General features: G+C 30.1%; 6 protein-coding genes and 1 pseudogene. All 7 read right to left on the reverse strand.

Annotation, left to right across the window (positions count from 1 at the left end):
* Positions 1-121: 121 nt before the first annotated feature.
* Positions 122-1,147, reverse strand: coding sequence for an electron transfer flavoprotein subunit alpha/FixB family protein (locus HF862_RS09840; RefSeq protein WP_170187686.1), 1,026 nt, complete (start codon positions 1,145-1,147; stop codon positions 122-124).
* A gap of 9 nt (positions 1,148-1,156) precedes the next feature.
* Positions 1,157-1,954: an electron transfer flavoprotein subunit beta/FixA family protein gene (locus HF862_RS09845; RefSeq protein WP_170187687.1), complete on the reverse strand. Its 798-nt coding sequence runs from the start codon at positions 1,952-1,954 to the stop codon at positions 1,157-1,159.
* A gap of 9 nt (positions 1,955-1,963) precedes the next feature.
* Positions 1,964-3,106: an acryloyl-CoA reductase gene (gene acrC / locus HF862_RS09850; RefSeq protein WP_170187688.1), complete on the reverse strand. Its 1,143-nt coding sequence runs from the start codon at positions 3,104-3,106 to the stop codon at positions 1,964-1,966.
* Between the two features lie 155 nt (positions 3,107-3,261).
* Positions 3,262-4,833, reverse strand: coding sequence for an acyl CoA:acetate/3-ketoacid CoA transferase (locus tag HF862_RS09855; RefSeq protein ID WP_170187689.1), 1,572 nt, complete (start codon positions 4,831-4,833; stop codon positions 3,262-3,264).
* A 40-nt stretch (positions 4,834-4,873) separates the two neighbouring features.
* Positions 4,874-6,025: an acyl-CoA dehydrogenase family protein gene (locus HF862_RS09860; RefSeq protein WP_170187690.1), complete on the reverse strand. Its 1,152-nt coding sequence runs from the start codon at positions 6,023-6,025 to the stop codon at positions 4,874-4,876.
* 70 nt (positions 6,026-6,095) lie between these two features.
* Positions 6,096-7,337, reverse strand: a complete 1,242-nt coding sequence (locus HF862_RS09865; protein WP_170187691.1) for an MFS transporter — start codon at positions 7,335-7,337, stop codon at positions 6,096-6,098.
* 29 nt (positions 7,338-7,366) lie between these two features.
* Positions 7,367-7,548: pseudogene (locus HF862_RS09870) on the reverse strand (glycerol kinase); the annotation flags it as partial.

The following is a 7,548-nucleotide window of genomic DNA, read 5'->3' on the forward strand; positions in this document are numbered from 1 at the left end:
TTTTTGTCTATTTTCATATAAAAAATTAAAAAATTTTTATATAAAATCAATTTATAATTTCCTTAGAAATAAAAAAAGACTATTGTAAATTTACAATAGTCTTTTTTATTTATAAATTTTATTATTTTTTATCTATCCACTCTATCATTTCTGGAATTACATCATATAAATCTCCAACTATTCCATAGTCACATACTTTAAATATTGGAGCTTGAGGGTCTTTATTTATTGCTACTATATATTTTGATTCGCTCATTCCTGCTAAGTGTTGAATTGCTCCAGATATTCCACAGGCTATATATACTGTTGGTCTTACTGTTGTTCCAGTTTGTCCTATTTGATGAGATTGGTCTATCCAACCACTATCTACTGCTGCTCTTGAAGCTCCTACTTCTCCACCTAATTTGTCTGCTAATTTTCTTATTAATTCAAATCCTTCTGCTTTTTTTAATCCTCTTCCACCTGAAACTATTATTTTAGCATCTGTTAAGTTTACTAATTTTTTCTTTAATTCTAATATTTCTACTAATTTTGTATGAATCATTTCTGGTTTTAGGTTTGGAGTTACTACTTCTATTGTTCCTTTTACTTCTTCTGTATAAGGTGCTTTTTCCATTACTCCTGGTCTTACTGTTGACATTTGTGGTCTATTTTTAGGACAAATTATTGTTGCCATTAAGTTTCCACCAAAAGCTGGTCTTGTTTGTAATATTTTATTATCAGTTAAATCTATTTCTAGTTTTGTACAATCTGCTGTTAATCCTGTTCCAACTCTTCCAGCAATTCTTGGAGCTATATCTCTTCCTATAGAAGTTGCTCCAACTAATACTATTTCAGGTTTTCTATCTAAAATTAAATCTGATACAGCTATTGTTATTCCTTGAGTAGAGAAATTTTCTAATAATTCATGTTTCAGATAATAAACTGTATCTACTCCATAATGTAATAAATCTTCTGCTAAATTATCTATATTATTTCCTGGTATTACAACAGCTAATTTTTTATTTAATTGATTTGCTAATTTTCTTCCTTCACCAATTAATTCTATAGTTACAGGTTGTATTTTTCCTTGTCTTTGTTCACCAATAACCCATACATTATTATAACTATTTAGGTCTATATTTTGATTTACTTTTGCTCTAGACATTGTATCCTCCTATATTAAATTCAAATTATGTAATTCTGTCATTAAAATATTTGTAACTTCTTTTTTATCTTTACATTCCATAATTTTACTTTCTTTAGTTTTTGTTGGAACAAAAGATTTATATACATTTGTAGGAGAACCTTTTAGTCCTATTTGAGTTGTATCAACATTTAAGTCTGCTAATGTTAATATTTTTATATCTTCATCTTTTAATTCTTCATATGCTTTATATATTCCTCTAACAGTTGGATATCTAGGAGTATTTAATTCTTTTATTGCTGTTAATAATACAGGCATTTCTGTTTCTATTAAATAATCTCCTGTTTCTGTAAATCTACTTACTAATAATTTTTCCCCTTTTACTTCTATATTTTTTACATATGTTACTTGAGGAAGATTTAAAAACTCTGCTATTTCTGGCCCTACTTGTGCAGTATCTCCATCTATTGCTTGTCTTCCACAAATTATAAGGTCATAGTTTCCTACTTTTTCAATAGCTGCAGCTAATATAGTTGCTGTTGCCCAAGTATCTGAACCTCCAAAAGCTCTATCTGAAACTAAATAAACTTCATCTGCTCCCATAGCCACTGCTTCTTTCAAAGCTTCTTTTGCTTGTGGTGGTCCCATGCTTATAACTGTTACTTTTCCACCAAATTCATCTTTTAATCTTAAAGCCTCTTCTAAACCATTTTTATCATCAGGATTTATAATACTTGGTACTCCATCTCTTATTAATGTTCCTGTTTCTTGATTTATTTTTACTTCATTAGTATCTGGTACTTGTTTTAAACATACTATTATATTCATTTATTCCTCCTAACTTAAAACAGCTCTAGAAATTACAACTTTATGTACTTCTGATGTTCCTTCATAAATTTCTGTAATTTTTGCATCACGATACATTCTTTCTAATGGATAATCTTTCATATATCCATATCCTCCGTGGATTTGTAAAGCTAAATTAGTAACTTCTCTAGCTACTGTAGAAGCATTAAATTTTGCCATAGCTGCTTCTTTTGTAAATGGTTTTCCACTATTTTTTAAACTAGCTGCATAATAAATTAACCATCTTGCTGCTTCTATTTTTGTTGCCATTTCTGCTAAATACCATTGAATTCCTTGTAATTCAGCTATTGGTTTTCCAAATTGTACTCTTTCTTTAGCATATTTTACACTTTCTTCAAAAGCTCCCTCTGCAATTCCTAAAGCTTGAGCTGCTACACCTATTCTTGCTCCATCAAGACAAGTCATTGCTATATTAAATCCTTTTCCTAATTTTCCTACTAGATTTTCTTTTGGAACTCTACAATTATCAAAAATTAATTCAGCAGTTTCTGAACCATGAATTCCCATTTTTTCTTCTATTTTTCCATATGTAAATCCAGGAGTTCCTTTTTCAACAATGATTGCTGACATTCCTTTTAATCCTTTTGCTGGTTCTGTTAAAGTAAAAACTAAAACAGCTTGAGCTTGAGCTCCTCCAGAGATAAAGCATTTAGTCCCATTTATTACATATTCACCAGTTTCTTCATCTAAAATAGCTGTTGTTTTTGCAGCTCCTGCATCTGTACCAGCATTAGGTTCTGTTAAAGCAAAAGCTCCTAAACATCCTCCATCAGCCATCATTGGTAAATATTTTTTCTTTTGTTCTTCAGTTCCAAATTTAAGAATTCCTTGAGCAAAGATTGTATGAATAGATAAAATTGCTGCAGTTGCTGCACATTTTTTCGCAATTTCGTTTACTACTATAACCTTATCTATATCATTTCCTCCAGACCCACCAAATTCAATAGGTGTTCCTATTCCAGTAAATCCCATTTTTGCCATTTTTTCAAAAGTTTCTTTAGGATATATTCCTGTTCTATCTACTTGAGCTGCTAAAGGACCCACTTCATTTTCAGCAAATTCTCTAGCTACTTTTTGTAACATTTCTTGTGCTTTTGTAAATTGAAAATCCATCTATTCCTCCTTATATAATTAAAAGTTATTTTTAAATAAATGATTTAAATATATATTTTTATATATTTAAATTATTTTTTTAAACTAAATTTCTTAAGAGGGTCTTATTACTAAGACCCTCTTAAAATATATAAATTCAATATACCTAACTTAAATTATAAGAAAAATCTGCTATCCATTTCTTTTAAGTCTTTAGATACTAAAGGTCTAAATGGCATTAATGAAATGATATCTTTTTCTATATCTAATCCTGGAGCTATTTCTATAATTTCTAATCCTTCAGGAGTTAATTTGAATACACATCTTTCAGTTACATATAATACTTCTTGTCCAGACTCTACTGCATATTCTCCACTTGCACTAATTTCATCAACTTTTTCACAGAATTTTTGATATTTTCCTTCTTGTAAAATGTGCATTTTTCCATCTACAATTTCCATTTTATTTCCTCCACCTGAGAATGGGAAACAATAAACACATTTTTTAGCACTTTGAGTTAAGTTTACAAATCCTCCAACTCCTATTATATTTCCTCCTGATTTACTTACATTTACATTTCCTTTTTTGTCAACTTGCATTGCTCCAACAAATGTAATATCTAGTACTCCACCATCATATAAATCAAATTGATATGCTGTATCTTGACACATTTCTGGGTTTATAACAGCTCCAAAACTTAATCCTCCAGAAGGAGTTCCTCCAACTAATCCTGCTTCTATTGTTAAGTCCATTTCTCCAGAAAGTCCTAATTCTTTTGCAGCAGCTGGTACTAATTCAGGAATTCCTATTCCTAAGTTAACTACAGCATTTTCTTTTAATTCCATAGCTGCTCTTCTTGCTATAATTTTATGAAGTAATGTTCTTTCTTTTTTACCTCCACCAACACTTAGTCTTGTAACTTCATCTAACATAGGTTGAATTTGAGAATCAGGTACAACTAATTCTCCTGTATAAGCTGGATTATATTGTTCAATCATTGTTTGCCATTGAGTTGGTGCAACAACTATAGCATCTACTATTGCTCCAGGTATTTTTACTTGTCTTGGATTTGCTCTAGTTCCTGATAATCTTTCAACTTGAACTATTACTTTTCCTCCATTTGCTTTTGCTGCCATTGCTGTTGTAAATGGGTCTAAATAGAATGCTTCTTTTTCAAATGTAATATTTCCATTTATATCTGCTGTTGTTCCTCTTATGATAGATACATCAACTTTTGGTGCTTTATAAAATAAATATTCTTCACCATCTATAACCATTAATTCAGCTAAAGTATCTTTAGAAATTTCGTTTAAAGCTCCTCTTGTATTTCTAGGGTCAACGAAAGTTTTTAATCCTAATTTTGTAAGAACTCCTGGTTTTCTTCCTGCAGCAGCTCTAAACATGTGAGAAATTGCTCCATATGGTAAATTGTAAGCTTCTATTTTATTTTCTTTTGCTAAAGTTTTTAGTCCTACCATTTTAATAAAGTGAGAACATACAACTTTTTTAACTAATCCTTCATAACTGATTCCATCTATTAATCTTCCTTCTGTAGCTTCTCCTAATCCTGCTCCAGCTATATAACTTAAATTTCTAGGTTCTCCTGTTTCTAAAAATCTTTTTCCTAAAGCTGCTGTTACCTCTTCTGGATAAACTAAAGAACCAAATCCATTTATTGCTACTGTATCTTCTGATTTTATTAATCTTACAGCTTCATCAGCTGTCATTATTTTCTTATCTACTTTCATTATATTCCTCCATTATAGTTAATTTTCTTTCATATTTTTATTATTTAGATTTTTTTAAATATTTTCTTGCAATATCTCTTCCAATAACTATTTTTTGAATTTCTGTAGTTCCATCTACTATTTGAAGCATTTTAGCTACATATAATAGTTTACTAATTCTTGAATCTTTCATAAATCCTTCAGCACCAAAGTATTGAGCACATTTTACTAAAACTTCCATTGCTACTTCTGTTCCAAAATATTTATTTTTAGCTGCAGTTATTGCTACTGGTTCCCCTGAATCCATAACACTAGCAGTTCTATATACTAACCATCTTGCTGCTTCTATTTTTGCACTTAAATCTGCAAGTTCCCATTGTACTCCTTGATTTTTTAATATAGGTGTTCCAAATGATTCTCTTGTTGCTAGATATTCAGCAGTAATATCTAATGCTCTTTGAGCAACTCCCACTGCTATTGCTGGAGTGTATACTCTTGCTACGTCTATTGCTATTAAAGCTTCTTTAAATCCATTAGCTGATAATAGTCTACTTACTGGTACTACACAATCATCAAATTCAAGACTTCCACAAGACATTCCATTTCCTATTAAACGTTCTCTATTTTTTAGGAATTTTAGTCCTTTTGTTCCTTTATCTACTAAAAGCATAATCATGTTTTTAGAATCTTTTCCATCTTTTATCATTACATTATAGTAATCAGCATTTTCAGCATTTGATATCCAATCTTTTTTACCAAAAATATGATATCCATCTTCTCTTAGTTCTGCATAAGCTGTTGTTGCTGAAGGGTCACATCCTGAAGCTGATTCTGTCAATGCAAAAGCTGTTAATTTACTTCCATCTGCAAGTCCTGGAACTATTGCTTTTACTTCATCGCTTATTCCTTCATAGAATGTAGCTATTTCCATAGAAATATTATTATGTAATTGCATTTGGAAAGCCATCATTCCATCTCCATAAGCTAACTCTTCATATATTAAAGCTGTTTGTAAGTAGTTATATCCTTTTCCACCCATTTCTTTAGGAATTCCTACTCCACAGAAACCATTTTTTGCCATATCTTTTATTATTTCTCTGTTTAGTTCAGGACTTTTATCCACATCAAATGTTAATGGATATAGTTTCTCCTTTCCATAATTCAATGCTTTTTCATATAAATCTTTTTCTTCTTGTGTTAGTAATATTGCCATTTTTAATACCTCCTATTTGTTTTTATATTAAGTATGAAAAATTATTTTTTTATTTAAATTATTTTATATTTTATTTATCTACTTTTTGAGCTTTTTTCATTTGTGCTTTTTCACCAGTTTCATCTAAGAATAATGTTAATACAAAGAATACAAATGGAGCTAAACATGTAAGAGCTATTGCTTTATATAATCCAAATGTACTTCCTAAAATTCCTGCTAAACTTCCTCCTAAAGCTCCTCCTAATCCAACTAATGTAAATATAAATCCAGTTCCTAATGAAACAGCTTCTGAAGAAAGATTTGGTATTTTATATAAAACTGTAAATGCTAGTGGTACAAAAGAATAAGCTGCATATCCAGATATAAATGATGCTAGACATAATAATGGTATATTTGATGTTTGTAACATTGCAAAGTAAGAAATTGGTAATATAAGTCCAGATAAACAAATTATTGGTTTATCATATCCTATTTTTTTAGCAATTATTGGTGATAATAATGAAGATATCATTGAAGCTACTGGTAAAAATCCTAATACCATTCCTGCTTGTACTAATGTTAATCCTAAAGATTCAACTGCATATGTTGGCCAAAATGTATAGATTGCTATCCATGTTAATGATGTTCCAGGCCATCCAAGAGCTAGTAATAATACATTTTTTTGACTTACAGCTTCTTTTAATGGAGCTAATATAGATTTTTTTTCTTTCTTAACTTCTTCCACTTTATTTTCATTTTTATCTTTACATACAAATGTCCATAATACTGATAATGCTATTCCTACAAATCCCATAAGTATCATAACACTTCTCCAACCAGTCATTATAGCTAGTAAGAAAGGTATTGCTATTGTTCCTAAAGTTTGTCCAGCTGGTCCAGCAAAAGTTTCGATTCCATTTATAAATCCCATTTTATCTTTAGGAATGTATTGAATCTTAAATAAAACTAATACTGATAAAATTCCTGCTGCTACTCCCATAACAAATAATCTTCCTACAAATAACATCACAATATTTGTTGCAAAACCTTGTAATAACATTCCACTTCCAAGTACTAAGAAAATAATTTGTAAAATTCTTTTTGGTTTTGCTTTTGTGATAAATAATGAAATTGGAATTGTTAACAACCCTTTTCCTATCCAAGCTACAGCACTAAGCCATCCTGAAGTTTCTAATCCAAATCCAATTTCTTGTCTCATGTCTGGAAGAATAATACCAAAAGCAAAGTTGGATAAATTTGCTAACATAAAAGCTGCCCAACCTATGATAACTATTCCCCATCCTCTAAGTTCGATTTTTCCTGATGTTTCCATAAACTTTTTCCTCCCTATATTTTATTTTTTTATTCTTCTTCCCATTCCATAGCTCTTTTTACTGCCTTTTTCCATCCTCTATATTTTTTCTCTTTCTCTTCTTCACACATTGTTGGAATAAATTCTTTCTCTAATTTCCATTGTGAACTTATTTCCTCTTTTGATTCCCAGAATCCTACTGCTAATCCTGTTAAATAAGCTACTCCTAATC

Origin of the sequence: Fusobacterium sp. FSA-380-WT-3A, assembly GCF_012843705.1 — a bacterium.
Taxonomy (GTDB): domain Bacteria; phylum Fusobacteriota; class Fusobacteriia; order Fusobacteriales; family Fusobacteriaceae; genus Fusobacterium_B.

Coding starts and splice junctions, on each gene's coding strand:
- HF862_RS09840 (WP_170187686.1), bottom strand. CDS start 1,147: ATGTCTAGAGCAAAAGTAAATCAAAATATAGACCTAAATAGTTATAAT.
- HF862_RS09845 (WP_170187687.1), bottom strand. CDS start 1,954: ATGAATATAATAGTATGTTTAAAACAAGTACCAGATACTAATGAAGTA.
- acrC (WP_170187688.1), bottom strand. CDS start 3,106: ATGGATTTTCAATTTACAAAAGCACAAGAAATGTTACAAAAAGTAGCT.
- HF862_RS09855 (WP_170187689.1), bottom strand. CDS start 4,833: ATGAAAGTAGATAAGAAAATAATGACAGCTGATGAAGCTGTAAGATTA.
- HF862_RS09860 (WP_170187690.1), bottom strand. CDS start 6,025: ATGGCAATATTACTAACACAAGAAGAAAAAGATTTATATGAAAAAGCA.
- HF862_RS09865 (WP_170187691.1), bottom strand. CDS start 7,337: ATGGAAACATCAGGAAAAATCGAACTTAGAGGATGGGGAATAGTTATC.